Source organism: Streptomyces sp. WMMB 322 (assembly GCF_900090145.1).
Lineage (GTDB): Bacteria > Actinomycetota > Actinomycetes > Streptomycetales > Streptomycetaceae > Streptomyces.
Genome location: NZ_FMHI01000009.1, coordinates 99830 through 123651, shown reverse-complemented (window position 1 = coordinate 123651; position 23822 = coordinate 99830). Strand labels below are relative to the sequence as shown.

Genomic DNA, 23822 nt, shown 5'->3' with positions numbered 1-23822 from the left:
GGCCCGAATCGGCTCGCGAGACGAACTCGCCCGGACCCGGCCTCAGTCCCGCCCCGAGGTCGTATGGGCGTCGGCGGCGCCGAGTGCCTCGTCGAGGACGGCGAGCCCCTCCTTGACCTCCGCCTCGCTGATCGTGCACGGCGGAACGACGTGGGTGCGGTTCATGTTCACGAACGGCCACACACCGCCGCGCTTGCAGGCGGCCGCGAACTCGGCCATGGGGGCGTTGTCCGCGCCGCTCGCGTTGTAGGGCACGAGAGGCTCGCGGGTCTCCTTGTCCCGTACGAGATCCAGCGCCCAGAAGACGCCCATGCCGCGCACCTCGCCGACCGAGGGGTGGCGTTCGGCCATCTCCCGCAGCGAGGGGCCGATGACGTTCTCACCGATCTGCGCCGCGTGTTCGACGATGCCCTCCTCCGCCATGGCGCTGATCGTCGCCACGGCGGAACCGCACGCCAGCGGATGGCCGGAGTAGGTGAGGCCGCCCGGGTAGGGCCGCTTGTCGAAAGTGGCCGCGATCTCGGCGGAGATGGCCACGCCGCCCAGCGGTACGTAGCCGGAGTTGACGCCCTTGGCGAAGGTGATCAGGTCCGGGGTGACGCCGAAGTGGTCGGCGGCGAACCATGCGCCGGTGCGCCCGAATCCGGCCATGACCTCGTCGAGGATGAAGACGATGCCGTGGCGGTCGCAGAGTTCGCGGACCCCGGCAAGGTAGCCCGGCGGCGGCACGAGGACGCCGGCGGTGCCGGGAACCGTCTCGAGGATCACCGCGGCTATCGTGCCCGGGCCCTCGTAGACGATGGTCTCCTCGAGGTGGGCGAGGGCGCGTTCGGCTTCCTGCTCCTGCGTCTCGGCGTAGAAGTGCGAGCGGTACAGGTGCGGGCCGAAGAAGTGCACGGCGCCCGCCGAGCCCGTGTCGTTGGCCCAGCGGCGCGGTTCACCGGTGATGTGGATCGCCGCCTGGGTGTGGCCGTGGTACGAGCGGTACGTGCTCAGCACCTTCGGGCGTCCGGTGTGCAGCTTGGCCATGCGGACGGCGTTCTCGACGGCCTCCGCACCGCCGTTCGTCCAGAAGACCTTGTCCAGGTCGCCGGGAGTGCGCTCCGCGACGAGCCGCGCCGCCTCTGCACGCACGTCGACGGCGAAGCCGGGGGCCATGGTGCACATGCGGCCCGCCTGCTCCTGGATGGCGGCGACGACCTTCGGGTGCTGGTGCCCGATGTTGGTGTTGACCAGCTGGGAGGAGAAGTCCAGGTATCGGTTGCCGTCGTAGTCCCAGAAGTACGAGCCCTCGCCGCCGGCCACGGGCAGCGGTTCGATCAGCCCCTGCGCGGACCAGGAGTGGAAGACGTGCGCCCGGTCCGCGGCTCGTACGGCCTCGCCGGCGGCCGGGTCGGGGACGGCGGCGGCAGGGCCCGCGGCGGTGGACGGGTTCGTGCTCGTACTTGTCACGTGGTGGCTCCTCAGCTCGGGGAAGGCGCCGGGTGGGACGGCCACAGCCTAGAGGGTGCCCCAGCAGGGCAATCAACACCGCTGCACCGCCGTACCCTGGGCCGTTCCCCGCCGCGGGCACGCGGAACCGCGCCGGCGGTTGCCACGGGCCCGCTTTTCCCGGCCCCCGGCAACGACGCCTCCGTGTCCGCTCCGGCGCCGCGCGCACCGCCGGGGCCGGGCCCGCTCTACGACGGCACGCTCTCCCCCGGGGGGTCCCGCGGGGACTCCCGCACCCCCCGGGGCGACTCCCGCGGCCGCGGCGGCCGCACGACCGCCCGCAGCCTCGGCCCGCCGCCGTGACGTGCGGTGCCCGCACGCCGGTACCGCACGTCGACGACCGTCAGGTCCCGTCCGTAGTCGACCTCCTGGATCTTCCAGGACAGGGGCTCCCCCAGCCGTTCCCGCACGAAGGACTCGATGGCCGCCGGTTCGGTGACGGCCTCGTCGACCGTGACGAGGGCGCGCAGCGTACGGGCGAACAGCCGCGGGTGGCCGCCGATCCAGACGGCTGCCAGCGGCAGTGTGCAGAGCATCGCCGCGAGCAGCAGGCTCACGTTCGGCAGGCCGGAGATGAGACCGAGGACGAGCGCCGTGAAGTAGTAGGCGATCTCCTCGTTCTGCATGGACTCCGAACGCAGGCCGATGATCGACAAGACCCCGATCAGCCCGAATCCGAGTGCGATGCCGCCCTTGTCGCCGCTGCGGCCGAGGGCCGAGGCGAGCGCGAACAGCGAGACGTTCAGGGCGAGATACCCCGGAATCAGGTCCCGCCGCCGGTGCCGCGGATAGTAGACGGCGAATGTCAGTACGCACACGGATACGAGATCCAGCGCGAAATGGAAGAGGATCTGGCTGACCGAGTCCATAGCGGGAAAATAAGGCAGCCGGTGAACAGCGAAGGCTTTACGCTCATCAGCCCATCAATTAGGGCGAATTGAGAGCTTGTCATCTCAATTGGGGCGCCCTCCGGATGCGCCCCCGTGCCCCGTGCAGGACGCGTTACGGGATCGGATTCCCGGCTCCCCTCAACCCCCGGTGCCCGCCGATCTATTCTCGTGGCACTCGAATCATCCGGGGGGAAGAGGTACGGAGATGAAGGGGCTCAGCGCCGGGGATCCACGCTGGATCGGCGACTACCGGCTGCTCGGCAGGCTCGGCGAAGGGGGCATGGGCCGGGTCTATCTCGCCCGTTCGGGCCGCGGCCGCACCGTCGCCGTGAAGGCCGTGCAGGACGAACTCGCCCGGCAGCCCGACTTCCGGCGCCGATTCGCCCAGGAGATCACCGCGGCCCGCAAGGTCGGCGGTACGTGGACGGCGCCCGTACTGGACGCGGACACCGAGGCCGCGACGCCGTGGGTCGCCACCGGTTACATCGCCGGGCCCTCCCTCTCCGAGGTCGTGGACGACCAGTTCGGGCCGCTGCCGCACCGGACTGTGACGGGGCTGGCCTCCGGACTGGTCCGCGCGCTGGGCGACATCCACCGGGCCGGGCTGGTCCACCGCGACCTGAAGCCCTCCAACATCCTCATCACCATCGACGGCCCGCGCGTCATCGACTTCGGCATCGCCCGCGCCCTCGACTCCGCCGTGCAGTCGGCGGGCGGGCTGACACAGACGGGCGCGCTCGTCGGCTCCCCCGGATTCATGTCGCCGGAGCAGGTGCGCGGGACGCAGGTGACGCCCGCCAGCGACATCTTCTGCCTGGGCGCCGTACTGGCATACGCGGCGACGGGGAGGATGCCGTTCGGCACGGCGGACAGCGGGGTGCACGCGCTGCTGTTCCGCATCGCCGAGGAGGAGCCCGAACTGTCCGGGCTGGAGGGCCCGTTGCGCGAGATGGTCGTCTCCTGCCTCGCCAAGAAGCCGGGCGACAGACCGGCGCTGGAGACGCTGATGCAGCGCACGGAGGGCGAGCTGAAGGGCACCTGGCTGCCGGGTGAGGTGCTCGCCGAGCTGGGCCGGCACGCCGTACAGCTGCTGGACAGCGAGGACCCGGAGAGCGTCGAGCAGCCGCGCGCCGAGGCCGTGGGCGCTGCCGGGCCCGCGCCCGCGGCATCCGGTCCGGCCGCGCCGTCCTCATGGCCTCGCCGGGAGGAGGGCGCGGCGCTCACGCCGTCGACGCCGCCTCCCGCTGCTCCCCAGGGGCCCTCGGCACCGCCGCCCTCGGGACGGCCCGCGGCATCCACCCCGCCGCCGCACGGCCTCTACGGCCCACCCGCCCCCGGCCCGTACTCGCCGCTGCAGCCACCACCGCAACCGCCGCCGCAACAGCCGTGGCAGGCAGGCTTCCCGGGCCCGGCTCCCGGCCCTGCTCACGGCCCTGCTCCGGGACCCGTCCACGGGCCCGCTCCCGGCGGGCCCGGCGGCGCACGGCCGGCGCAGCCGCTCCGGCCGGCCGTTTCGCCCCGCCGGATCGCGCACGCCCTCACGGTGCTCCTCGGCCTCCACCTGCTGATCGGTGTGATCGCGGTCGTCGTGGACGGTCTCGTGGTCGGCAAGCTCGACAGCGTGCAGGCGAACGTGGTTCTCGCCGACGACCTCCGGCGCATCCCCGGTTACGGCCGGCTCCGGGGCGCCACCGTCGGAGTGGAGACGGCCGAGGGCCTGCTGGCGCTGAGCGTGATCGTTCTCTGGCTGGTCTGGTTCTGGCGGGTGCGGGTCAACGCGGAGAACTTCGCGCCCGGCCGCGTCCGCTACTCGTCGGCCATGGCGGTCGGCTCGTGGTTCGTACCGGTGTGCAACCTGTTCATGCCCAAGCAGGTCATGAACGACGTCTGGTCCGCGAGCGATCCGTCCGCACCGCAGTGGCAGGGCTACGGGCCGAAACCCCGCGTACGGCGGGGCATCGTCAACGGCTGGTGGACGATGTGGCTGTTCTATTTCCTCTTCTCCCTGCTGGACTACGAGAGCTGGTACGGCGAGACCGGCGTCGAGGCGGCTCAGGAAACCGTCGCGGTGGCGATCTTCACCGACTTCTTCAGCATCCCCGCCACGATCCTCGCGCTCGTCCTCGTCGGCCGGCTCAGCTCCATGCAGAGCGACCGCCTCACCGGCCGGGTCAACTGACCTGCGGGCCTTCCTCATCGGGCCGCGACCATCAAACGGGAACGTGTTGGCAGCCGGGCTGTGACCTTCGCGGCCGAGGGTGAAAGGGTTCCGGCGCACCGAGTGGAAAGACCGACGTGGGGAATGCAATGGCTCAGCTGACGGCGGACGACCCGCAATCGATCGGCCGCTACCGGCTGTTGAGCAGGCTCGGCGCCGGGGGAATGGGCCGGGTCTATCTGGCGCGGTCCGAGGGCGGACGCACGGTCGCCGTGAAGCTCATCAAATCGGAACTGGCGGCCGAGACGGAGTTCCGCGCGCGCTTCCGCCTGGAGGTGGAGGCCGCGCGGCGCGTGGGGGAGCGCTGGACGGCCCCCGTGCTGGACGCGGACACCGAGGCCGAGAACCCGTGGGTGGCCACCGGTTACATCGCCGGGCCCTCCCTCGAACAGGTCGTGGCGAACCGGACGCAGCGCGGAGCGTCCACCGGTCCCGCCGGCGGCGACGAGGGCAAAGACGGCGACGAGGGCGAGGGCGAAGGCGGCGAGGAAGGCGGCCCGCTCCCCGGGAATTCCGTCCGCGTGCTCGCCTACGGGCTCGCCAGCGCCCTCGTCGACATCCACGGCGCAGGGGTCGTCCACCGCGACCTCAAGCCGTCCAACGTGCTCGTCACGATCGACGGCCCGCGCGTCATCGACTTCGGCATCGTGCGCGCCCTGGACGCCCTCCCCGACTCGACGGTGACCGGCACCGGCGTGATCGTGGGCTCCCCCAGCTACATGTCGCCGGAGCAGATCCGCGCCCAGCAGGTCACCCCGGCCAGCGACGTCTTCTCCATGGGTTCGGTGCTCGCGTACGCCGCGACGGGCCGCAGGCCCTTCGGCAGCGAGGGCGGCGGCATCCACGCCGTGATGTTCCGCATCGCGTCCGAGGAGCCCGATCTGGAGGGGGTCGAGGAGCCGCTGCGCGGACTGATCGCCTCGTGCCTGGCCAAGGACCCGGCCGACCGTCCAGCCCCGGAGGACGTCATCGCGAAGGTGCGGCCCGTCCCGTCCGGCACCGCTTCGGCACCGTGGCTGCCTGCGACGCTCATCGCCGAACTGGGCCGTCACGCCGTGCAGTTGCTGGACACCGACACCCCGCCCTCGGGGTCGGGCGCGCCGGAGGTGCCCGGCGGCGAGCGGGCCGGGAACGCCGGCACCTCGACGCTGCCCCGTCCGCCGGCCCCGCGGGACCCGGTGCGGCCGACGGCGCACCCGGCTCCCCCGCGCCGTCCGCGCAGACGCCTTGCGATCGGCGCGCTGGCTGCGGTCGCCGTGGCGGGCGTCGCCTTCGCCGCGTCCGGGGCCGAACTCCCCCTGCTGGACTCCGGCAAGGCCGCGGGCACCGGCGATTCCTCCGACATCCCCGGGAGTTACGTGGGCACGTGGAGCGGCCCCGTCGAGCGGGACGGCGAACCCACGGGCCAGCACCGGCGCTTCGTGCTTTCACACGGCAAGATCGGCGAGGTCGTCGCCAACAGCATCAGCCTCGGCAAGAAATACGTGTGCAAGAGCGACGGAAAGCTCGTTTCGGCCGGCGACTCGGTGGAGCTGGACACCAAGGTCGTCAAGAGCGTGCCCGAGGACGCATGTTCTGCCCTGGGCTCGCACAAGCTCACCAAGGGCTCCGGCTCGACGCTGAGGTGGGAGGCGGCGGGCCGCACCGCCACCCTCCACCGCGTGGCCGGGCCGGAGAAGCTGCCGCGGGAGTATCTCGGCACCTGGCAGCGCCGGTTGCCCGCCGGCGGCACCCAGCGGATGACGGTCGAGCAGGTCGGTGCCGGCGGCAGGTCCGTCTCCCTGGTCTCGGAGGCCCCGAACCAGCACTGCGAGGCGAAGGCCGACCTGTTCTCGGCGGGCGCGGGCCGCGACGACGTCCGCATCGGCCCGCCCGCCGTGGACAGGACGGCCTCCTCCGGCACCTGCGCCACCGGTGCCTCGTCCACGCTGCACACCGGGAACGGCGGACTGGTTCGCACCTTCCCCGACGGCGCGGAACTGGCCTACACCCGCGTGAACTGAACACGCGGGTGAACCGAACACCCGCCTGAACTGAACACGCGGACGAACGGACCGCCCCCGGCCCCCCGTTGACGGCCTTCTCCAGGCGGAGGCAGCCCGCCGCGGACCGATTGCCGCGGCGGGCTGCCTCCGCCGGCTACTTCGTCTCCAGGTCCCTGCGGCGGAAGCCCGCCAGCCCCGCGGCGAGGAGGACGGCCGCGACCGCGGTGAGCACCGCCATCGGCGTCCAGTCCATCTCCTTCGCGGGCAGCTGCGGCACGTGCCCGAACGGGGAGAGGTCGTTCATCCAGTCGGGGAACTGCAGGAGCCGGCCGAGGTATCCGACGAGGAACGCGTACACCGGAACGAGCCACGCCGCCGCCGTCGCACGCGGCAGCCAGCCGAAGAGCACCGCGGCGACACCGGCCGTCACCCACAGCGCCGGCGCGTACGCCAAAGCCGCACCGGTCAGCGACAGCACCAGGCCGCGGTCGCCGGTGGACGCCGCACCCGCGACGCCGAAACCGAGCCCGGCCAGCAGCAGCGTGAACGTGCCGCCCACGAGGGTCACCGACAGATGGCTCCAGACCCAGCGCGTGCGGGAGAGACCCGTGGCCAGCAGCGGTTCGGCCCGCCCGGCGCCCTCCTCGGCCCGTGGACGCAGCGCCGCGAGCACGACGTAGACGGCGGCGACGACCGAGTTGACGATCATGACGACCGAGGCGAAGGACTCCACCAGCGAGGAACCACCGGCCTGCGCGAGGACCTGGTCCATCACGTCGATGTCCTTCAGCATCTCCTCCACGTCGCCGAGCATCGACCCGTACATCGTCCCCAGCAGGAACACCCCGGCGCCGAAGCCGGCCAGCATGCCGCGGTGCAGCCGCAGCGCGAACCCGAAGGGACGCACCAGCACCGCCGAGGCGGTGCGGCGCCCCGCGGGCGGCGTGCGCAGGCCCTCACCGACGTCGCGGCGCACGCTGAGCGCGTAGCCGGTGCCGCACAGCGCCACCGCGGCGGCGAGCGTGAGCAGCAGCGGCCACCACAGGTCGTCCACGAACGGATAGCTGCGCTGCGCCCAGCCGATCGGCGACAGCCACGACAGCGTGCCGTCGCCGACGTCACCGGCGGCGCGCAGCGCATACGCGAGTCCGATCACGCCCAGGGCCATCCCGGCGGCGCCACGGGCGTGCTCCGTGATCTGCACGGTGACGGCGGCGACGCCCGCGAAGACGATGCCGAGGCCCGCGAACACCGCCCCGTACAGCAGCGATCCGCCCCAGTTCACGCCCGGTGCGCCGGCCGCTGCGAGGCCGGCCGCCAGCAGCCCCCCGAGCGCGAGCGAGGCGGTCACGGCGACGGTGAGGGCGGCGGTCAGCGCTGCATGCCGGCCGACGACGGCGGAGCGCAGCAGTTCCGCGCGGCCGGTCTCCTCCTCGTCGCGTGTGTGCCGCACGACGATCAGGACCGCCATGAGGCCGGTGAGCACACCGTAGAAACCGATCACCTGGTGCCCGAGCATGGCGCCCAGGCCGTAGCCGCCCTCCAGGTAGTGGCGCGGCCCGGTCATGGCGAGCGCGGCGGGGCTGCCCATCGTCTTCGCGATGGAGGCCCGTTCGGCCGCTCCGCCGTAGAGGCCCTCGAACTGGGCGAGGGTCGAGAGGTTGGCCATCAGCAGCGCGGCGATCCACACGGGGATGCGGACGCGGTCGCGGCGCAGGGCGAAGCGGACGAGCGTGCCCGTGCCCGCCAGAAGCCGGTGGAGTGCGGGCGGGCCTCCGGTGCCGGACGCCGCCGCCGGGGGCGTGCTCCCCGGCCTGTCGCGGGCCGCGTCCGCGGTGCGGGGCGTGGTGCTTCCGGTGGTTTCCGATCCGGTCCCGGTGCTCATCGTGCCGCTCCCCCGGCGTCGCCCCGGTGCCCGTTGGCGGCGAGTTCGTCGCCGTAGTGCCGCAGCATCAGCTCTTCGAGCGTCGGCGGGTGGCTGGTGAGGCTGCGGACGCCGAGCCCGCTGAGGTGGCGCACGGCCCCGTCGAGGTGCGCGCCGTCGACGGCGAAGCGCACCCGTGGGTCCTCGGTGCGTACGTCGTGCACTCCCGGCAGGTCTTCGAGCCCGGTCACGGGCCGCTCGGTCTCCGCCTCGATCGTGGTCCGCGTCAGGTGCCGCATGTCGCTCAGCGTCCCGGACTGGACGATCCTGCCGAGCCGGATGATGCTCACGCGGTCGGCGAGCTTCTCGACCTGGGCGAGGATGTGGCTGGAGAGCAGCACGGTCTTGCCGGCCGCCTTCGCCTGGAGGATGACGTCCTGGAAGACGACCTCCATCAACGGGTCGAGTCCCGCGGTGGGTTCGTCGAGCAGCAGCAGCTCCGCGTCCGAGGCGAGGGCGGCGATGATGGCGACCTTCTGCCTGTTGCCCTTGGAGTAGGTGCGGCCTTTCTTCGTCGGGTCGAGGTCGAAGCGTTCGGTCAGCTCGTCCCGGCGCGCGGGGTCGAGGCCGCCCCGCAGGCGGGCGAGCAGGTCGATGGCCTCCCCGCCGGTGAGGCCGGGCCACAGCTCGACGTCGCCGGGGACGTATGCGAGGCGCCGGTGCAGGGTGACGGCGTCCTTCCACGGGTCGTGGCCGAGCAGCCGGGCGGTTCCGGCGTCGGCGCGCAGCAGGCCGAGAAGGACGCGGATGGCGGTCGATTTCCCGGCTCCGTTGGGCCCGAGGAAGCCGTGCACCTCGCCGGTGCGGACTTCGAGGTCGAGCCCGTCGAGTGCACGTACCCGGCCGAAGGTCTTCTCGAGACCGCTGACCGAGATCGCGGTGGCGGATGTGTCCATGGACAAGAAGCTACGCTTGCTTCATAAATTTGTGAAGTTAAGGAAGCGTTAGGATCTGCGGTACGCAGCTGATCATCGAGGGAGCCGAACCGGTGCCAGCAGACAGACCGGAACCCGGATCCGGAACCACCGGACACGAGGCGGAAGGCGACGCGGGGTACGACGCGGCCGCGTCCGCCTTCGTCGAACGTTTCGCCGCCGACATGACGGAGGCGGGCATGCAGCGCATGGCCTCCCGCGTCTTCGCCTGCCTGCTGGCCTCCGAGGACGGATGGCTCACCTCCGCACAGCTCGCGGAACGGCTCCGCGTCAGCCCGGCCGCGGTCTCGGGCGCCGTCCGCTATCTCTCCCAGGTCCACATGGTCAGCCGCGAACGCGAGCCGGGCTCACGCCGCGAGATCTACCGCGTCCACGAGAACGTCTGGTACGAGGCGCTCCTGGACCGCGACCAGATCATCGGCCGCTGGACCACCACCCTGCGCGCCGGCGAACAGGCCCTCGGAGCCGGCACTCCCGCCGGACGGCGGGTGAAGGACACCTACGACTTCCTGGAGTTCATGCAGGGCGAACTGAAGGGAATGCTGGAGCGCTGGCGCGCGCTCCGCGCCGCCCGCGACGCGGAGTCGTAGCAGGGCTCGGTCAGGTGGGTGGCGGGTCGCGCATGCCGCGGTGACAGGCCGGGCAGGTGGCCGTCGAACCGTCCGCCGGGGCCCGGACGCGGGCCACCAGGCCACAGGAGCGCCCATCCGCCGGCGAACGCCGGACCGGCAGAGGCGGACAGTCGCCGGCAGGAAAGCAGAACGCCCGGGAAGTTGAGAACATCGTCGGCCACATTCCACCCTCTGCCGTAGCCTTGGCCCCACACCATCGGCACCAGGAGAACCCCCGACATGCCCGCTCAGCCGGTACATCCCGAGGGGAACACCGTCCCCCCCATGCCGGAGAGGAACCCGAAGGCCCTCCGAGCCGCGATCCAGCAGCACGCGCCCAAACTCCTCGTCGACTTCGACCGGCATTGGCGCCGCGACATCGCCGACGCCTACGACCTCGCTCCCGTCCCCGCCTTCCTGGCCCGTTGGTGGGGTGAATTCGCCCTCGCCCGCGACCCCAAGACCGAAGCCAGGGTTCACAGCCTGGAGGACGAGGCTGCCCAGGAACGCGACTACACCCGTGCAAAGGCCCTCATCGAAGAAGCCGGGCGCATCCGCCGTGAAGCAGCGAAGGCAGAACCCGGCCAGTGACGGACGACTTCATGGGCCCGCCCTGGCAGGCCGACTGGACCACGGAAGCTGAACTCAACCGCAACGCCCTGCCCGACGACGCCCGGGCCCTTCTCCATGCCGCCCGCGCCGAGCTCGTGACCGCCCCCGACCCGTACTTCCGAGGTATCGATGCCGATCGCGACCTGCCAGCCGGCATGAGCGTCGAGCCCGTCCAGTCCACTCGTCCTGCCGGTCAGCACGTCCTCTACTTCGACCACGGACGCGGATGGCTGCGGTACAGCTTCGTATCCCGCGTCACCGACCCGCAGATCGTGATCGATGAGTGCTTCTGGCAGTAGCCGGAACCTGACCTGAACCACCAGCCACCAGACCACAGGAGCAACCGCCGCCGGCCCCTCACGCAGGGAGCATGAGGCTCCACGCCCCTGCCAGCGCCGTCCACGTCCGCACACGCACCGGCCCGCCGTCCAGGGCGTCCGCGCGGTAGCGGAAGTCCGGGCCCGAGACCGTCACCGCCTTGGCCCGCGCCTGCACCCGGTCCGCTCCCTGCGGCAGCACGGTCACCTGCGCCAGGCTCCGCGCACCCTCCCTGGTGCCCTCACCGCCCGGGCCGGGTTCCTGGTTGCCCCGGGGCGAGCGGGGGCCCGGCGGCGCTCCCCGTCCCGGGGAGCGGGGTGAGTAGACCGAGACCTCCGTCACCGGCCGGTCGAGATCCGCCAGCAGTTCGCCGTCCGCCTCGACCCGCAGCCGCTGCCCGGCCGTCCGCGAGCGCCGCGGGCGCCGCGTGCGCGACAGAGCAGCCTTCGCCCTCAACGCACCCCCGCGTGCGGAGAGTTCACCCGTGCACGGTGACCCCGGGATGCGGATCCCGCCGAGCACCACACCGCCGCTGTCGTCCGTCAGCAGACCCAGCCGCCGCTCGGCGCCGCCGAAAACGGTGCGGGCGGCCGAGACCGCGTCCGGCGGCACGCCCAGACCGCGCATCAGCGCCACGGTCTCCTCCGGGCCGACGGGAACCACCGACAGCGTCGCCTCCTCCAACTCCCGCTCGCGGTGCAGCAGTCGGACGGCCCGCAGCAGCGCTCTGTCGTCACCGACGACCACCGGACGCCGGCTTCCCCGGCGGGCCAGGGCCCGCTCGGTCTCCTCCGGACTCTCCGGCAGGCACACCTTCACGCCGGACGCGCCCGCGCACAGCACGTCCCGTGCGATGCGCACGGACTCCCCGTCCCACAGCTTGGCGACGGGGTCGATGACCAGGAGCAGCGAGGGCTGCGAGCTCCCCGCGGGGTCTGGAGCCGACACCTTGTTCCTCTCTCAGGTAACCTCTCGGTGCAAGAGCCCCTGTCGCTGTTGCGCCAGGGGCTTCCTCTATCTGGGGCACCGGTCCGCGGCTCTTGCGATGGCACTCGCCACGCACGTGGGACATGCCCCGCCCGGAAGGGGTGTACGCCTGTGCCCGCACTTGTGCTGCTCGGTGCTCAGTGGGGTGACGAGGGCAAAGGGAAGGCCACCGATCTCCTCGGCGGTTCGGTGGACTACGTGGTGCGTTACCAGGGCGGCAACAACGCCGGTCACACGGTCGTCGTGGGCGACCAGAAGTACGCGCTGCACCTGCTCCCCTCGGGCATCCTCTCGCCGGGCTGTGTGCCCGTGATCGGCAACGGCGTCGTCGTCGACCCTTCGGTCCTGCTCTCCGAGCTGAGCGGGCTGAACGAGCGCGGCGTCGACACCTCCAAGCTCCTCGTCAGCGGCAACGCGCACCTGATCACGCCGTACCACACCGAGGTCGACAAGGTGACGGAACGGTTCCTCGGGAAGCGGAAGATCGGCACGACGGGGCGGGGCATCGGCCCTGCCTACGCGGACAAGATCAACCGCGTGGGCATCCGCGTCCAGGACCTCTTCGACGAGTCGATCCTGACGCAGAAGGTCGAGGCGGCCCTCGACTTCAAGAACCAGGTGCTCGCCAAGCTCTACAACCGGCGTGCCGTGCGCACCGAGCAGATCGTCGAGGAGCTGCTGGGCTACGCCGACGCCCTGCGCGGCTACGTCGCCGACACCACCCTGATCCTCAACGACGCCGTGGACGAGGGGAAGGTCGTCCTCTTCGAGGGCGGCCAGGGCACGCTGCTCGACGTCGACCACGGCACATATCCGTTCGTGACCTCCTCCAACCCCACGGCGGGCGGCGCCTGCACGGGGTCGGGCGTAGGACCGACGAAGATCAGCCGCGTCATCGGCATCCTCAAGGCGTACACGACCCGCGTCGGCGCGGGCCCCTTCCCCACCGAACTGCTGGACGCCGACGGCGAGGCACTGCGCGAGATCGGGGGCGAGCGGGGCGTCACGACCGGCCGCGACCGGCGCTGCGGATGGTTCGACGCGGTCATCGCCCGCTACGCGACCCGCGTGAACGGTCTGACCGACTTCTTCCTCACCAAGCTCGACGTGCTGACCGGCTGGGAGCGCATCCCCGTCTGCGTCGGCTACGAGGCAGAGGGCAAGCGCTTCGACGAACTCCCCTTCAGCCAGAGCGACTTCCACCACGCCAAGCCGGTCTACGAGTACCTGCCGGGCTGGTCCGAGGACATCACCAAGGCCAAGTCGTTCTCCGACCTGCCGAAGAACGCGCAGGGATACGTGAAGGCGCTGGAGGAGATGTCGGGGGCGCCCGTCTCGGCCGTCGGAGTCGGTCCCGGACGGGACGAGACCATCCAGATCAACTCCTTCCTGTAGAGGCAGGGCCGACGGTGCACGGCCCGGGGCGCGCTGCCCGCGTCCCGGGCCGCACCGCGCCTCCCGGCCACGGACGAGACGAGGAGCACGCGCCCATGACGGACCACCGCCGGACGAGCCGTTCGGCACCCCCGCTCGCCGACGCGCTCGGGCTGCAACCCCATCCCGAGGGCGGCTGGTTCCGCGAGACGTGGCGCAGCGGCGTGACACTGCACCCGGACGGATACGACGGCGAGCGGGCCGGTGCCACCGCGATCTACTTCCTTCTGGGGCCGGGGGACGAGTCACGCTGGCACGTCGTGCGGTCCGCCGAGATCTGGCTGTGGCACTCCGGTTCGCCGCTGCACCTCCAGCTCGGCGGCGACGGTGAGACACCCGGGCGGGAGCCGGAGACGCTCACGCTCGGCCCCGACGTCCCAACCGGCCAGCAGCCGCAGGCGGTTGTGCCGCCCGGCGTCTGGCAGCGGGCCCGTCCGGTGGACCGCGAAGGGGAGACGCTGGTCAGCTGCGTCGTCTCGCCGGGTTTCGACTTCGCCGACTTCCGCATGCTGCCCTGAGCGGCGCACCCCCGGATCGCCGCAGGCCGCAGTGCCCCGGCCCGGAACGGTGCCGCCCTGATCAGCGGGCCGGCGTGGTCCTGACCAACCGGGCAGGCCCGCGGGGACGTTCACCCCAGGGCGTCGACGAGAACGCCGAACGCCGGCGTGCCCGGCGTGAACGGCGCGTAGTGGCCGACGTCCGTCAGGAGGTTCAGCCGCGCGCCCCAGTCGTTCGCGTAGCGGCGCGACATCTCCACGGGCACCACGTCGTCGGCTGTGCCGTGCAGGACCTCCACCGGCACCCGCGGCGGCAGCCGCATCGGGTCCGCCTCGGGGAGCCGATGCGCCAACGACGCCTCGCCACCGAGGAATTCGCTCACCGCTCCCGCGCTGAGCCGGAGCCGGTGCGCACGCTCGAGGTCGGCCACGGGGGCGACGGCGACGACGCGCCCGGCGGCCCGGTCCCGGCCCGGCGGGTCCGCCGCACCGCCGGTCTCCGCCGCCGCCCACAGCGCGAGCTGGCCGCCGGCAGAGTGCCCCAGCAGCACGTCCGGCGGCCCGAGCAGACCGAGGGCCGCGCCCACGTCCCGGGCCGTCTCCGGCCAGCCGCCACCGCCGCCCACCCGCCGGTACTCGACGAGCTCCACCGCCATGCCGCGCTGCGCCAGCGCAGCGGCGAAGGGGGAGAGGTGTGTGCGGTCGTACGCCTCGCGCCAGAAGCCGCCGTGCAGGACGGTGATGCGCGGCCCCGGCGCCCCCACCCCGTACAAGTCCACGACCTGGGAGGGGTGTTCGCCGTAGGCGACCGTCCGTTCCGGCGGCACCGGCTTCAGGCCCAGCAGCGCCCGTTCCTCGTCGGCTGTCAAAACTTCACCGCCGCTCACCCGTCCCCGCGCGCGTGCACCAGCTCCGCGAGCACCTTCGCCGCGCGGTCGGCGTCGCCGAACGAGGTGTAGAGCGGCGTGAATCCGAACCGCAGCACGCCGGGCCGGCGGAAGTCGCCGACGATGCCGCGCTCGTGGAGCCGGGCCATCAGCTCCTCCGCGACGTCGGTCCCGTCGTGCCCCTCCGTCTCGCACAGCAGCGAGATCTGGCTGCCGCGCCGCTCGTGCGCCTCCGGCGTGAGCGAGCGCAGCCGGAGGCGCCCGGCCCGTCCATCGGGGACGTACGCATGCAGCTGCTGGAGGAAGAAGTCCGTCAGCGCGAGGCTCTTGGCGCGTACCGCGGAGACGGCGACGCCTTCCCAGACCTTCAGCGACTCCTCCAGGGCGAGCATGGAGAGGATGTCCGGCGTTCCGACGCGCCCGCGTACCGCGCCTTCCGCCGGCACGTACCCGTCGGACATGGCGAACGGGTCGGCGTGCGAGGTCCAGCCGGGCAGCGGCGTGTCGAAGCGGGGCTGCAACTCGCGCCGCACGTACAGGAACGCGGGCGCCCCGGGACCGCCGTTGAGGAACTTGTACGTGCAGCCGACGGCGAAGTCGGCTTCGTACGCGTCGAGTTCGACGGGGAGCGCCCCGGCGCTGTGGCAGACGTCCCACACGACGCGGCCGCCGGCGCGGTGCACGTCGGCGGTGAGGGACCGCAGGTCGTGCAACTCGCCGGTGCGGTAGTCGACATGGTTGACGAGCACGGCGGCGGTGTTCGCACCGGCGGCGGCGCCCATCCCGGAAACGGGAACCGCCCGTACCGTCGCTCCGGTCATCCGCGCCGCCGAGCGGGCGATGTAGCCGTCGGTGGGGAAGGTTGCCGCGTCGACGAGGATCTCGTCGCGGCCGCCGGAGCCCCGCGCGGCGGGCGAGGGCCCGACGCCGTGCTCCGCATCCTCCCCGCGGGCGATGCGCACCGCGCCCACGACCGCCTTGAAGACGTTGACGCTGGTCGAGTCACCGACCACGATCTGCCCCTCGCCCGCTCCCACCAGCGGTGCGATGCGGTCGCCGATCCGTTCCGGCGCGCTCCACCATCCGGACTCGCTCCACGAGCGGATGCGCAGCCGCCCCCACTCCTGCTCCACGACCTCCGCGAGGCGTGCGGGCACGGAACGCGGCAGCGCGCCGAGGGAGTTGCCGTCCAGGTAGACGGTGCCGTCATCCAGGACGAAGTCCTTGCGCCGATGGGCGAGTTCGTCGCGCGCGTCGAGTTCTGCGGCGGCGGTGGAAGAGCCCGCCCCCGGTCCTGCCGCGTCAGACATGGCTGCGCGCCGTCCACAGCTCCGGGAAGACGTTCTTCGCGGCACGCTTCTCCAGCCATGCCACGCCCGCCGAGCCGCCGGTGCCGACCTTCGAGCCCATGGCCCGCCGGGTGGCGACGAGATGGTCGTTGCGCCAGCGCCACACGAGTTCGGCGACCTCGGTCAGCGCCTCGCCGAGCCGTACGGTCTCCTTCTCCTCGCCGCCGGCCTCGTCCGCCTCCCGGGCGTACGCGTCGGCCCACACGGCCTCCACCTCCGGATGCGGCCGGTACGCCTGGGAGACGTCCCTGGTCAGCACCTCCTGTGGCACCGGCTCACCCCGCCGCGCAAGGTGGTGCAACACCTCGTCGTACAGGCTCGGTTCGTGCAGCGCCTTCTCCAACTCGTCGTGCACGCGCGGTGCTCCGCGGTGCGGAACGAGCATCGACGCGGACTTCTCACCGAGCAGGAACTCCATTCGCCGGTACATCGCGGACTGGAAGCCGGAACCCTCGCCGAGCGCGGAACGGTAGGAATTGAACTGCGCCGGAGTCAGGTGCGCCAGCGGCTCCCACGAGGCGTTCAGCGACCTGAGCTCGTACGTGGAGCGCTTCAGCGCGGCCAGCGCCACGGGAAGGTCGTCCTTGCGCAGCGCCTTCGCGGCCGTCTCCCACTCGTGCACGATGACCGTGAACCACAGCTCCATGACCTGCGTGGTGACGAGGAAGACCATCTCGCCGGGGTCTTCCGAGAGCGGGTGCTGGAGGTGGGTGAGGACGTCGGCCTGCACGTAGTCCTCGTACGGAGTGGTGCCTTTGAAGTCCAGATTGGGGGCCTGCGAACCGGCCGCTGGGTCCTCGACGTCGTGCGACATCGCTTCTCCTCGACGTGGTGTCCGGGTAGCGGTCCGCTCCAATCTCTCGATCGGCAATGGAGCCCCGGTCCCCTCAGGCCCGCCCCGGATTCCGGGCGTACGGGCCTGGAACTCATCATCGGGGAGGCGGCCCGCCGGGACAAGAGCACCTGGTCAGCGCCTTGGTCATATGCCCAGCGGGCTCGCCTGCGTCAGGCCGTCCACGGTCCGCGGCCGCGAGTGCGGCCCGAACTGCCTGAACGCGGTCCGCGGCCGGAACCGCCGACCCTGACGGGCCCTGCCCCGACTCGACCGCCTGTGCCGCCGTCCCCTGCCTACGACAAGGTCGCCGCAGCGGTGGGCGAGCTCTCCTTGAGGAACGACGAGCAGCGCTCGTACTCCTCGTGCTCCCCGATCGACTGCGCGGCCCGCGCGAGCGCGTGCAGCGCACGCAGGAAGCCGCGGTTCGGCTCGTGTTCGAACGGCACGGGACCGTGGCCCTTCCAGCCGCTGCGGCGCAGCGCGTCGAGACCGCGGTGGTAGCCCGTACGCGCGTACGCGTAGGACTCGACGACCCGTCCTGCCTCGAAGGCGTCGTCCGCGAGCAGCGCCCACGCCAGCGAGGACGCGGGATACTCCGCGGCCACCTCGACGGGCGCCGCCCCCGACGCGAGCAGTTCGCGCGGACCGGGGTCGTCGGGCAGGTGGGTCGGGGGCGGACCCCCGAGCAGGTTCTCGTGAATGCTCATGCTTTCCAGTCTGCCTTGTCGGTGGGGGACGCGGTCCCGGGTGGAGCGAACCCGCCGCTCCCCCGTGGCACGGGCAGGCCCGGCGCACAGCACGGGAGGGCCGGCCCCCGCCGCGGCGCGGTCCGGCCCTCCTCGAAACGGGACGGGCGGGCTCTGTTCCGCCCGGGCGCTGTTCTGCCCGGGCTCCCTGCGCCCCTGCGTACTACTTCAGCCGCGTGCCGGTCGAGCGCAGGTTCGCGCACGCCTGCTGCACGCGTTCGGCCATGCCCTTCTCGGCGGCCTTGCCCCAGCTGCGCGGGTCGTAGGTCTTCTTGTTGCCGACCTCGCCGTCGACCTTCAGCACACCGTCGTAGTTGCGGAACATGTGGTCCGCGACGGGACGCGAGAAGGCGTACTGGGTGTCGGTGTCCAGGTTCATCTTCACCACGCCGTTCTCCAGCGCCGTGGCGATCTCGGTGTCCGTGGAGCCGGAGCCGCCGTGGAAGACGAAGTCGAACGGGTTCTGCTTCCCGGTCTTGGCGGAGACGCCCTCCTGGAGGTCGCGCAGCAGCTCGGGGCGGAGGACGACGTTGCCGGGCTTGTAGACGCCGTGCACGTTGCCGAACGAGGCGGCCAGCAGGTAGCGGCCCTTCTCGCCCAGGCCGAGCGCCTCCGCGGTCCGGAGCGCGTCGTCGACCGTCGTGTACAGCTCGTCGTTGATCTCGTGGGTGACGCCGTCCTCCTCGCCGCCGGTCGGGGTGATCTCGACCTCGAGGATGATCTTCGCGGCGGCGGCCTGGGCGAGCAGCTCCTGGCCGATCTCCAGGTTGTCCTTCAGGTTCTCGGCGGAGCCGTCCCACATGTGGGACTGGAACAGCGGGTTCTGCCCGGCGTCCACGCGCTCCTTCGAGACCGCGAGCAGCGGACGCACGTAGCCGTCGAGCTTGTCCTTCGGGCAGTGGTCCGTGTGCAGGCCGACGTTGACCGGGTACTTCTTCGCGACGATGTGCGCGAACTCGGCCAGCGCCACGGCACCGCTCACCATGTCCTTGCTGTACTGCCCGCCGAGGAACTCGGCACCGCCGGTGGAGATCTGGACGATCCCGTCGCTCTCCGCCTCCGCGAAGCCCCGGAGGGCGGCGTGCAGGGTCTGCGTCGAGGTGACGTTGATGGCGGGGTAGGCGAACTTGCCCGCCTTCGCCCGGTCGAACATCTCGTTGTAGACCTCGGGGGTCGCGATGGGCATCTGTCCGCTCCTTGGGTGTGTATCGGCTCTGCTGCGGAGGCCGGATCCGGGTCGACGGTCAGTCCGTGGCCGGATCGACGGGAATCAACGAAATCAACGGAACGACGTCATCGTCACCCCCATACTCCCAGACCGACCGCCGTGCTCGCCGCCACGGGATGTGGCAGTGTCCGGCCACCGGCCGTCATCCGGGTCGTCCCCGGCCGTCGCCCGCCGCGGGCTCCCGGCCCTGGGCAGGCCGCTCCGGGCAGGCCGCTCGGCGGCGGGCTTCCTCAGGTCAGGCCGAGATCCGCCAGCTCGTACGCGTGCAGATACCTCAGCCCCGCCGCCTCGATCGCCTGCGCCGCCCCGCGCTCGACGATGGTGGCCACCGCGACGACCTCCGCGCCGGCCTCCCGCGCCGCCTCGACGGCGGTGAGCGGCGAGTTGCCGGTGGTGGAGGTGTCCTCGACGATCAGCACCCGCCGCCCGGCGATGTCCGGCCCCTCGATGCGGCGCTGCAGACCGTGCGCCTTGCCCGCCTTGCGCACGACGAACGCGTCCAGCCTCCGGCCCCGGGCCGCAGCCGCGTGCAGCATCGCCGAGGCCACGGGGTCGGCGCCCAGCGTCAGGCCGCCGACCGCGTCGAAGTCGAGCCCGTCCGTCAGGTCGAGCATGACCTGGCCCGCGAGCGGCGCGGCCTCTCCGTCGAGGGTGATGCGCCGCAGGTCGATGTAGAAGTCCGCCTCCTGCCCCGAGGAGAGCGTGACCTTGCCGTGCACGACGGCCTTTTCCTTGATCTGCCGCAGCAGCGCGTCTGCAGTGCTCATGTCCCGGCTCATGCCCCGGAGCCTATGCGGGCAGGACGGGGACGCTACGACAGGGGCCGCCAGGTCCAGGTCGTGGAGGTCTCCAGCGGCTGGATCGGAGTGACCAGCTGCGGATGGGAGTTGAGACCGTTCGGCGGACCCGTCTGCGGTTCCACGCACACGGCTTCCGGCTGCTCGTCGTACACGACGACCCACTCGGCGCGGCTCGCCACGTTCAACTCCAGCTGCCCCGGCCAGGTCAGGGTGACGTCGACGCCCTGCGGCATGCCGAAGCAGTCGTCCCAGGGGCCCGGGCGGGGAGCGATGCGCGAGCCGCTGGGAAGGTGGTCGACACCGCGCTCCTCCTGCCACTCCGGGTCGAAGTCGATGCGCACGTCACCGCCCCGCCCGCCGAGGTTGCGCAGGAACCACGGGTGCCAGCCGGCCTGCGCGGGGAAGCTCGCGTCAGCCGTCTCGACCCCGAGAGTGAGCGTGAGGCCCTTGCCGGCCTCGTCGAGCTCGACGATCTGCGTCACCTGGCCCTCCCACGGCCAGGGGTCGCTCAGGTCGCACGTGAAGGCCGCCGACCGCTCGTCGTGCCGCAGGGTGCGCCACGCGCCGTCGCGCGCGGTGCCGTGGATCGCGTGCGGGCCGCTGTCCAGGGGGAGTTGGTACAGCTCGCCGCCGCTGCGGAAGCGGCCCTGGTCGGTGCGTCCGCACCAGGGGACCATGACGAACGACCCGTACCTGTTGCCCTGCCGCAGCAGCTCCGTACCGCCGACCTTCAGCGAGGCGATCCGGCAGCCCCGGTGCGGTTCGACCGTCAACTCGGCGTCTCCGGCACGGAGTGTGACATCGGCGTCGGTGGTGGCGGTGTCAGTCATGACGCGACCTTAAACCTCGGTACTTCCCGGCAGAGCACGACCCGGCCGTACGCGCCGGCCTGCGCCTGCACCTTCAGCGGCGGCGGCGCAGGGCGCGCCCGATGACGACGAAACCGGCGACGACGGCAGCCGCGGCCGGCGCCACCCAGCGCAGCGCCGCCGAGTTGGCGATCGGCTCCGGCACCGGGATGGGGGCGTAGCGGCCGCGCGGCGGCGCGTGGTCGACCTCCTCGGCGCTGCGCCCGATCATCGTGCGGCGTGCATGCGCCGCCTCGGCCTCGGCCGCGGCCTCCACCTCGGCCTCGTCGAGGGGTTCCTCGTTGAAGGGGTCGAGGGAGGACGGCGGGACCTCGGTGCCGAAGATGCCCTCGCGCTGCGGAGCCTCCCCCTCCGGGGCCGTGCGGTCCTTGTCCGCCTCCTGCCCCTCGGCTTCCCCGCCGGCCTGCTTCCCGCCGGTGCCGCGGCCCTTCTTCCCGCCGGTGTCACCGTCCGGGCCCGGGGTCTCCGCCCTGGTCTTGTCCGGGCCCGCGTCCCGGCCGGCGTCCGTCCCCTCGGCTGTGCCGTTGTCGGTGCCCTTGCCCGTGCCGTCGCCGGTGCCGTTGTCTGTGCCCCCGGGCTCAGCCCGGTCGCGGGCCTGCTCACCGGCCCGGTCCTTGCCACCGGCGCTCTCGTCGGCAGCGGCCCTGTCCTCGGCGGACTCCGCCCGGCCCTTGCCGTGCTTCTCCTCCTGCGCCGCCTCGCGGTTGTCGGGGCCCGGGATGCCGGGGATGACGCGCTCGTTGTCGTCGGGCTCGCCGATGCCGCCCGTGGGCCCGGCCGTCGCGGCCGGTTCCGCCGCAGGCGCGTCCGGGGAGTCGAGTGCCGGCGGCGGGTCCTGCTGGATGCTCTCGCCGAGGGCGGCCCCGAACCGTTCAAGCAGCCTGTGCCCGGCCGACGTCACCGTCTTCGGCTCGACGTCCTTGAGGCGCCCGTCCGCCTTGACCGTCCCCGAGCAGACCAGTCGGGTGCTCTCGCCGTCCTTCGCCCGCCTCGGTACGACGGTGAGGTTCAGCCGCACGGAGCCGCTGCCGCGCGCCTCCGTGCCGGTGCCCTTGACGGTGAACTCCTCACCGCGGGACGTGATCGTCAGGCTGCCCCGGTACGTGATCGTGGAGCCGCCGACGCGGACGCGCAGGCGTCCCTCGACGGTGCTTCCGGTGCTCCGGGCGTCCGCGCTTCCGGTGCTCCTGCCGGTCTTCGCGGGCCTGACGGCCTCGTCGCCGTCGAGTTGCAGACCGGGCACGCAGTGCGCCACGCGTCCGGGCTCAGCGAGCGCGGCCCGCACCGATCCGACGGAAAACGGAACGTTCACCTCGTGCTCCATAGGGCGGAGCCTACCCACGAGACCCCGTACATGTGACCGCCTCTGCGCCGTTCCGCCCGCGCAGCGCACCCGCGTGGGGGCGGTGGGCAGCCGACGCGGAAGGAGCCCCGCGCGGCAGGAGGTCAGTAGCGAGGGCGCGTGAGAGTGGAGGGCGGAAGGCCCGGCAGGCGGGTCCGCTCCGTCTGCAGCCCCGCCGAACGCAGTTGATGCGCAGTCAGCGGGTACGGCGGTGACACCTTGCCGTCGCCCGCAGCAGGGGCGGCGCTGCTGCTCACAGCCGTCAGCTCCGAGGCCCCCGCGGGTGCCTCGGTCCAGGGCTTCGCCGGGCCGCCCCGCGAGGCGAGCACGAACCCCCAGTCGCTGGGACCCCGGCCGCGGGCGTCCCGGTCTCGGGCGTCCCCGTCGCGGGAGCGGGGCACCACGTACGGAGAGGTGCGCAGCCCGGCGGACCGCAGCGTCGCCTCCACCGTCCAGTACGTGCGCGGGTCGGCGGTCGCCGGGCCGGCGTGCACGGCGAGACGTCCGTCGGCCGCCAGCGCACGGTCCACCAGACCGTAGAACTCCTGCGAGTAGAGCTTCGCGACGTCCCGCACTGCGGGTTCGGGCAGGTCGGACACGACGACGTCGTACGGCGCCGCCCCCGGGTCGCGCGCCCGGTCCCGCAGCCGTTCGAAGATCCCGGCATCCTGGACGACGCGCACGCGCGGGTCGGCGTAGGCGTCCTCGTTCAGCCGCCGCAGCCCCGGGTCCGTGCGGGCGAGCCGCACCGCTGCCTCGTCGCCTCCGAGTACGGTCACCTCCCGCACGCCCGGGTGACGGAGCACTTCACGGAGGGCCAGCCCGTCCGCACCTCCGAGAATCAGCACCCGTCGCGGCCTGGGGGTCCCCCCGGGGCCGAGGGGGACGGCCATGGCGGGGCGGACGAGGGAGGCCTGGTAGCGGTCGCCGTCGGCGGACGAGGCCCGCATCCGCCCGTTGAGGAAGAACCGCAACGGCTCGGCGCCGTGCCGGTAGGCCGTGGGGTCCGGGTCGCCGGTGAGGACGGCCTCGCGTTCGCCGTCGCGGACGGCGACCCGCACGTCGTGTCCGTACACCGCGTGCCGCGCGGCCCGTTCGAACGGGCCGACGAAGGACGTGGCGGCGACCAGCAGCACCACCACCGCGCCGTTCGCGGCGAGCAGGCCCCAGCGCGTGCGGGTGCTCACGTCGTGGCGGAAGAGCCACAGCACGACGACTCCGCCCGCGCCCGCGTTCACCACGCCCGTCAGCAGAGCCCCCGTCAACTGGCCGAAGAGCGGCAGCAGAAGGAAGGGGAAGGTCAGCCCGCCGACGAGCGCGCCCACGTAGTCGGCGGCGAAGAGGTCGGCGACCGCACCGCCCGCGTCCTGGTGCCGGATGCGCTGGATGAGGGTCATCAGCAGCGGCATCTCGGCACCGATCAGCACACCGATGGCGAGCGAGAAGCCGACGAGCGCGACGTGCGCGCCGCCGAACCAGGCGAAGCTCGCGTACAGCGCCATCGCCGAACCGCCGCCGACGAGTGCGAGCAGCGCCTCCACGGCGGCGAATCCCGTCGCCGCCCGGCAGCGCAGTCTCTTGGCGAGAAGCGAGCCGATGCCCATCGCGAAGACCATCACGGACAGGACGACGGACGCCTGTGTGACCGAGTCGCCCGCCAAGTAGGTTGCGAGCGCGACGAGTTCGAGCTCGTAGACGAGACCGCAGGCCGCGCACACGAAGACCGACGCGAGAACGAGCCCGCGACCGAGCCCGGCGGGCACCGGAAGCCGCACGTCCTGAGGCTGGGCGAGAAGGCGGTCGGTCATGGCGCGAACGCTACGTGACTGTTTCCGTGCCCCCGGTCACCCACACGCATGCCGCG

21 protein-coding genes are annotated in these 23822 nt (G+C 72.4%); 7 read left to right on the top strand and 14 right to left on the bottom strand.

Features of this window, described 5'->3' with window-relative positions:
* Positions 1 to 42 precede the first annotated feature (42 nt).
* Both H180DRAFT_RS16275 and H180DRAFT_RS16270 read right to left on the bottom strand, forming a co-directional pair.
* Positions 43 to 1452, bottom strand: a complete 1410-nt coding sequence (locus tag H180DRAFT_RS16275; protein ID WP_055486804.1) for an aspartate aminotransferase family protein — start codon at positions 1450 to 1452, stop codon at positions 43 to 45.
* Between the two features lie 227 nt (positions 1453 to 1679).
* A complete protein-coding gene (locus H180DRAFT_RS16270) occupies positions 1680 to 2360 on the bottom strand; it encodes a DUF4956 domain-containing protein (RefSeq protein WP_074466835.1) in 681 nt (226 codons plus the stop codon).
* A 226-nt stretch (positions 2361 to 2586) separates the two neighbouring features.
* On the opposite strand from H180DRAFT_RS16270, the gene H180DRAFT_RS16265 reads away from it, so the two are divergent.
* Complete coding sequence (locus H180DRAFT_RS16265; RefSeq protein WP_055486803.1) at positions 2587 to 4560, top strand: protein kinase domain-containing protein; 1974 nt, start codon at positions 2587 to 2589, stop codon at positions 4558 to 4560.
* A gap of 128 nt (positions 4561 to 4688) precedes the next feature.
* Positions 4689 to 6602, top strand: coding sequence for a serine/threonine-protein kinase (locus tag H180DRAFT_RS16260; RefSeq protein WP_055486802.1), 1914 nt, complete (start codon positions 4689 to 4691; stop codon positions 6600 to 6602).
* 136 nt (positions 6603 to 6738) lie between these two features.
* Here H180DRAFT_RS16260 and H180DRAFT_RS16255 read toward each other — a convergent pair whose 3' ends face one another.
* Positions 6739 to 8469, bottom strand: a complete 1731-nt coding sequence (locus tag H180DRAFT_RS16255) for an ABC transporter permease (RefSeq protein ID WP_254666044.1) — start codon at positions 8467 to 8469, stop codon at positions 6739 to 6741.
* Positions 8466 to 9404 carry an ABC transporter ATP-binding protein gene (locus H180DRAFT_RS16250; RefSeq protein ID WP_055486801.1) on the bottom strand — a complete coding sequence of 313 codons (939 nt, stop codon included), beginning with the start codon at positions 9402 to 9404 and terminating at the stop codon, positions 8466 to 8468. The genes H180DRAFT_RS16255 and H180DRAFT_RS16250 overlap by 4 nt, the downstream gene beginning before the upstream one ends.
* Before the next feature lie 203 nt (positions 9405 to 9607).
* On the opposite strand from H180DRAFT_RS16250, the gene H180DRAFT_RS16245 reads away from it, so the two are divergent.
* The 3 genes from H180DRAFT_RS16245 (at position 9608) to H180DRAFT_RS16235 (ending at position 10965) form a co-directional block, all read left to right on the top strand.
* Positions 9608 to 10033 carry a GbsR/MarR family transcriptional regulator gene (locus H180DRAFT_RS16245; RefSeq protein WP_079100163.1) on the top strand — a complete coding sequence of 142 codons (426 nt, stop codon included), beginning with the start codon at positions 9608 to 9610 and terminating at the stop codon, positions 10031 to 10033.
* Between the two features lie 306 nt (positions 10034 to 10339).
* Entirely contained in the window at positions 10340 to 10645 is a 306-nt protein-coding gene (locus H180DRAFT_RS16240) for a DUF6247 family protein (protein WP_107097676.1), read from the top strand.
* Complete coding sequence (locus tag H180DRAFT_RS16235) at positions 10642 to 10965, top strand: hypothetical protein (RefSeq protein ID WP_055486798.1); 324 nt, start codon at positions 10642 to 10644, stop codon at positions 10963 to 10965. The genes H180DRAFT_RS16240 and H180DRAFT_RS16235 overlap by 4 nt, the downstream gene beginning before the upstream one ends.
* Positions 10966 to 11023: 58 nt before the next feature.
* Here the strand turns inward: H180DRAFT_RS16235 and H180DRAFT_RS16230 are convergent, their stop codons facing one another.
* On the bottom strand, positions 11024 to 11932 hold the full coding sequence (locus H180DRAFT_RS16230) for a hypothetical protein (protein ID WP_055486797.1): 909 nt from the start codon (positions 11930 to 11932) through the stop codon (positions 11024 to 11026).
* Positions 11933 to 12082: 150 nt separating this feature from the next.
* On the opposite strand from H180DRAFT_RS16230, the gene H180DRAFT_RS16225 reads away from it, so the two are divergent.
* The gene (locus H180DRAFT_RS16225; RefSeq protein ID WP_055486796.1) at positions 12083 to 13366 is read left to right on the top strand and encodes an adenylosuccinate synthase; all 1284 of its coding nucleotides are present in this window, start codon (positions 12083 to 12085) and stop codon (positions 13364 to 13366) included.
* 95 nt (positions 13367 to 13461) lie between these two features.
* Entirely contained in the window at positions 13462 to 13923 is a 462-nt protein-coding gene (locus H180DRAFT_RS16220) for a cupin domain-containing protein (RefSeq protein WP_055486795.1), read from the top strand.
* Positions 13924 to 14033: 110 nt separating this feature from the next.
* On the opposite strand, the gene H180DRAFT_RS16215 is transcribed toward H180DRAFT_RS16220, so the two are convergent.
* The 9 genes from H180DRAFT_RS16215 to H180DRAFT_RS16175 all read right to left on the bottom strand — a co-directional run bounded on the left by H180DRAFT_RS16215 (position 14034) and on the right by H180DRAFT_RS16175 (position 23766).
* Positions 14034 to 14771 carry an alpha/beta hydrolase family protein gene (locus H180DRAFT_RS16215; protein ID WP_055486794.1) on the bottom strand — a complete coding sequence of 246 codons (738 nt, stop codon included), beginning with the start codon at positions 14769 to 14771 and terminating at the stop codon, positions 14034 to 14036.
* A 14-nt stretch (positions 14772 to 14785) separates the two neighbouring features.
* Positions 14786 to 16099 (bottom strand): kynureninase, encoded by a 1314-nt coding sequence (locus H180DRAFT_RS16210; RefSeq protein ID WP_055486793.1) that lies wholly within the window; start codon positions 16097 to 16099, stop codon positions 14786 to 14788.
* On the bottom strand, positions 16092 to 16952 hold the full coding sequence (locus H180DRAFT_RS16205; RefSeq protein WP_055486792.1) for a tryptophan 2,3-dioxygenase family protein: 861 nt from the start codon (positions 16950 to 16952) through the stop codon (positions 16092 to 16094). Before H180DRAFT_RS16205 ends, H180DRAFT_RS16210 begins: the two co-directional genes overlap by 8 nt.
* A gap of 314 nt (positions 16953 to 17266) precedes the next feature.
* Complete coding sequence (locus H180DRAFT_RS16200; protein ID WP_055486791.1) at positions 17267 to 17680, bottom strand: DUF3151 domain-containing protein; 414 nt, start codon at positions 17678 to 17680, stop codon at positions 17267 to 17269.
* Between the two features lie 202 nt (positions 17681 to 17882).
* Positions 17883 to 18905 carry a class II fructose-bisphosphate aldolase gene (gene fbaA / locus H180DRAFT_RS16195; RefSeq protein WP_055486790.1) on the bottom strand — a complete coding sequence of 341 codons (1023 nt, stop codon included), beginning with the start codon at positions 18903 to 18905 and terminating at the stop codon, positions 17883 to 17885.
* Between the two features lie 272 nt (positions 18906 to 19177).
* Positions 19178 to 19714 (bottom strand): orotate phosphoribosyltransferase, encoded by a 537-nt coding sequence (pyrE, locus tag H180DRAFT_RS16190; RefSeq protein WP_055486789.1) that lies wholly within the window; start codon positions 19712 to 19714, stop codon positions 19178 to 19180.
* A 44-nt stretch (positions 19715 to 19758) separates the two neighbouring features.
* On the bottom strand, positions 19759 to 20577 hold the full coding sequence (locus H180DRAFT_RS16185) for an aldose epimerase family protein (protein ID WP_055486788.1): 819 nt from the start codon (positions 20575 to 20577) through the stop codon (positions 19759 to 19761).
* Between the two features lie 73 nt (positions 20578 to 20650).
* Positions 20651 to 21940 carry an SRPBCC family protein gene (locus H180DRAFT_RS16180; RefSeq protein WP_055486787.1) on the bottom strand — a complete coding sequence of 430 codons (1290 nt, stop codon included), beginning with the start codon at positions 21938 to 21940 and terminating at the stop codon, positions 20651 to 20653.
* Positions 21941 to 22062: 122 nt separating this feature from the next.
* Entirely contained in the window at positions 22063 to 23766 is a 1704-nt protein-coding gene (locus H180DRAFT_RS16175) for a polyamine aminopropyltransferase (protein WP_055486786.1), read from the bottom strand.
* Between the last annotated feature and the right edge of the window lie 56 nt (positions 23767 to 23822).

Bases quoted from the DNA above. Each gene is read 5' to 3' on its own strand.
- H180DRAFT_RS16270 (WP_074466835.1), bottom strand. From the start codon at position 2,360: ATGGACTCGGTCAGCCAGATCCTCTTCCATTTCGCGCTGGATCTCGTA.
- H180DRAFT_RS16265 (WP_055486803.1), top strand. From the start codon at position 2,587: ATGAAGGGGCTCAGCGCCGGGGATCCACGCTGGATCGGCGACTACCGG.
- H180DRAFT_RS16260 (WP_055486802.1), top strand. From the start codon at position 4,689: ATGGCTCAGCTGACGGCGGACGACCCGCAATCGATCGGCCGCTACCGG.
- H180DRAFT_RS16255 (WP_254666044.1), bottom strand. From the start codon at position 8,469: ATGAGCACCGGGACCGGATCGGAAACCACCGGAAGCACCACGCCCCGC.
- H180DRAFT_RS16250 (WP_055486801.1), bottom strand. From the start codon at position 9,404: ATGGACACATCCGCCACCGCGATCTCGGTCAGCGGTCTCGAGAAGACC.
- H180DRAFT_RS16245 (WP_079100163.1), top strand. From the start codon at position 9,608: ATGACGGAGGCGGGCATGCAGCGCATGGCCTCCCGCGTCTTCGCCTGC.
- H180DRAFT_RS16240 (WP_107097676.1), top strand. From the start codon at position 10,340: ATGCCGGAGAGGAACCCGAAGGCCCTCCGAGCCGCGATCCAGCAGCAC.
- H180DRAFT_RS16220 (WP_055486795.1), top strand. From the start codon at position 13,462: ATGACGGACCACCGCCGGACGAGCCGTTCGGCACCCCCGCTCGCCGAC.
- H180DRAFT_RS16210 (WP_055486793.1), bottom strand. From the start codon at position 16,099: ATGTCTGACGCGGCAGGACCGGGGGCGGGCTCTTCCACCGCCGCCGCA.
- H180DRAFT_RS16205 (WP_055486792.1), bottom strand. From the start codon at position 16,952: ATGTCGCACGACGTCGAGGACCCAGCGGCCGGTTCGCAGGCCCCCAAT.
- H180DRAFT_RS16200 (WP_055486791.1), bottom strand. From the start codon at position 17,680: ATGAGCATTCACGAGAACCTGCTCGGGGGTCCGCCCCCGACCCACCTG.
- fbaA (WP_055486790.1), bottom strand. From the start codon at position 18,905: ATGCCCATCGCGACCCCCGAGGTCTACAACGAGATGTTCGACCGGGCG.
- pyrE (WP_055486789.1), bottom strand. From the start codon at position 19,714: ATGAGCACTGCAGACGCGCTGCTGCGGCAGATCAAGGAAAAGGCCGTC.
- H180DRAFT_RS16185 (WP_055486788.1), bottom strand. From the start codon at position 20,577: ATGACTGACACCGCCACCACCGACGCCGATGTCACACTCCGTGCCGGA.
- H180DRAFT_RS16180 (WP_055486787.1), bottom strand. From the start codon at position 21,940: ATGGAGCACGAGGTGAACGTTCCGTTTTCCGTCGGATCGGTGCGGGCC.
- H180DRAFT_RS16175 (WP_055486786.1), bottom strand. From the start codon at position 23,766: ATGACCGACCGCCTTCTCGCCCAGCCTCAGGACGTGCGGCTTCCGGTG.